This window comes from Chloroflexota bacterium (genome assembly GCA_026713825.1).
Taxonomy (GTDB): domain Bacteria; phylum Chloroflexota; class Dehalococcoidia; order Lucifugimonadales; family UBA1127; genus UBA1127.
Genome location: JAPONS010000088.1, coordinates 1 through 2431, shown reverse-complemented (window position 1 = coordinate 2431; position 2431 = coordinate 1). Strand labels below are relative to the sequence as shown.

General features: G+C 69.2%; 2 protein-coding genes. Both read right to left on the bottom strand.

Annotated features, from left to right (window positions below; translation table 11 throughout):
- Nucleotides 1-689 precede the first annotated feature (689 nt).
- On the bottom strand, nt 690-1883 hold the full coding sequence (gene metK, locus OXC99_10965; protein ID MCY4625503.1) for a methionine adenosyltransferase: 1194 nt from the start codon (nt 1881-1883) through the stop codon (nt 690-692).
- Nucleotides 1884-1957: 74 nt separating this feature from the next.
- Nucleotides 1958-2431: hypothetical protein (locus OXC99_10960; GenBank protein ID MCY4625502.1), on the bottom strand; the 474-nt coding region annotated here is incomplete at its 5' end.

Here is a 2431-nt window from a genome sequence, read left to right as displayed (position 1 = left end):
GCCCCTGGATACCGGCATCCGCCGGTATGGAGGCGGTGGGGGTTGGTTGGGACTGAGGTTTTGTGGTGGGGGTGTCCCATGTGCGCCGCGCCTCTGGATTCCTGCCTTCGCAGGAATGACGCTTGGGGGTGCAGGAATGACGCGGAGGTGGAGCAAATGCGGCGAAGAGGGTTGGTGGAGAGGGCTCTCCTCCCGGCCCCTGGATACCGGCGTCCGCCGGTATGGAGGTGGTGGGTGTTGGTTGGGGCCGAGGTTGTTGTGGTGGGGGTGCCCCACGTGCGCCGCGCCTCTGGATTCCTGCCTTCGCGGGAATGACGCGGAGGTGGAGCGGATGCGGAGAAGAGGGTTGGTGGAGAGGGCTCCCCTCCCGGCCCCTGGATACCGGCATCCGCCGGTATGGAGGCGGTGGGGGTTGGTTGGGACTGAGGTTTTGTGGTGGGGGTGTCCCACGTGCGCCGCGCCTCTGGATTCCTGCCTTCGCAGGAATGACGCGAAGGGTCGCGGGTGAAGGCGAGGGTTGGTTGGGGGGTGCGAGCCCCACCCCTCTGCCCCTCTGGGTTCCCCCGCTTTCGCGGGGGCAGGCTCTGCCTGCGCAGGAATGACGCGAGAGGGGTTGGGGCGGGACAAAGGGAGAGCCCAATCCGTCCAATTGGGCGGACTGGGCTCTCTGTTTTGCGGTTAGGTGTGGGTTAGATGCCGGCGTCTGCGCGGAGCTCGGCGGCCTTGTCGGTGCGCTCCCAGGGGAGGTCGACGTCGTCGCGGCCGAAGTGGCCGTAGGAGGCGGTCTGGGCGTAGATGGGGGCACGGAGGCCGAGTTGGCTGATGATGGCGCCGGGCCGGAGGTCAAAGTGCTTGTTGACCAACTCTGAGATCTTGTCATTGGGGATGACGCCCGTGCCGAAGGTCTCGACGGAGACGTTGATGGGCTCCGCCATGCCGATGGCGTAGGACACCTGGACCTCGCAGCGGTCGGCGAGGCCGGCGGCGACGACGTTCTTGGCGACCCAGCGGGCCGCGTAGGCCGCCGAGCGGTCGACCTTGGTCGGGTCCTTGCCGGAGAATGCGCCGCCACCGTGCCGCGCGACGCTGCCGTAGGTATCGACGAGTATCTTGCGGCCGGTCAGGCCGGCGTCGCCGTGGGGGCCGCCCGTCACGAACCGCCCCGACGGGTTCACGTAGATGCGCGTCTTGTCGTCAATCAGCGCGCCCGGGACCACGGGGTCGATGACGTGCTCGCGGATGTCCGCTGCAATCTGCTCCTGAGACACTTCGGCGTCGTGCTGGGTGCTCACAACCAACGTGTGCACGCGCTTGGGCACACCGTACTCGTACTCAACGGTGACCTGGCTCTTGCCGTCGGGCTTGAGCCAATCGAGGATGCCCTCTCGACGGGCGACGGCCAGCCGCCGCGTCAGGTGGTGGGCCAGGGAGAGGGTCAACGGCATGAGTTCGGCGGTCTCGTTGCAGGCGAAGCCCACCATCATGCCCTGGTCGCCAGCGCCAAGCACCTCGACCTCGGTCTTCTCCTCGTCGGAGTCCCGGTGCTCCAGCGCGCGGCTGACGCCCTGGTTGATGTCCGGGGACTGGGCATGGAGGCGCACCAGCACCTGGCACGAGCGGTAGTCGATGCCGGTCTCCGCGCTGTCATAGCCGATGCGCTTGAGGGTGTCCCGCACCACCTGCTCATAGTCGACGTTGGCGGTGGTGGTGATCTCGCCGATGACGGCCACGAAGTCGGTGCCCGTGGCGGTCTCGCACGCCACGCGGGCCTGCGGGTCCTGCGCGTAGATGGCGTCGAGGATGCTGTCGCTCACCTGGTCGCACACCTTGTCGGGGTGCCCTTCGGTCACGGACTCCGAGGTGTAGAGGTAGCTTGGGGACATTGCAAAGGTGTTGCCTTGGGTTGTCATGCCTGCTCCTTGAGTAAAGTTGAAACTCTTCCTGGCACTCCGCGCGGCTAGCTCTCCGCAGCGGGAGTCGATCGCCGGCGCCGCGTGGGGGCAGCCGGGGCCGCCTCGTCTTCCGCGGGGGCTGCCTCTGCCGCCGGGGCCGCAGCGCGTGTGCTGCGCCGCCGTGGCGCGGGGGCCGCCGGGGCCACCTCAGCATCACCTTCGGCCGCAGGCGCTTCCGCCGGGGCCTCCGCGGGGGCGGCTGCCGCCCGCGTCGAACGACGTCGAGTTGGAGCAGGGGCCGGAGCTTCCGCTTCGGCGGCGGGAGCGGCCTCTGCCGCCGGAGCCGCCTCCTCGACGGGGGCCACCTCAGCAACCGGCTGCGCAACTGGCTCCGCAACCGGCTCCGCAACCGGCGCTTCTTCCGCTACGGGCGCGGCTTCCACGGCCGCGGCCTCAGGAGCGGCAGCTTCAGGTTCCGGGGCAGCAGCTTCAACAGCGGCGGGCTCGGCGTCCGCAGCGGGGGGGGCCGCCCGGCTGGC

Bases quoted from the DNA above. Each gene is read 5' to 3' on its own strand.
- metK (MCY4625503.1), bottom strand. From the start codon at position 1,883: ATGTCCCCAAGCTACCTCTACACCTCGGAGTCCGTGACCGAAGGGCAC.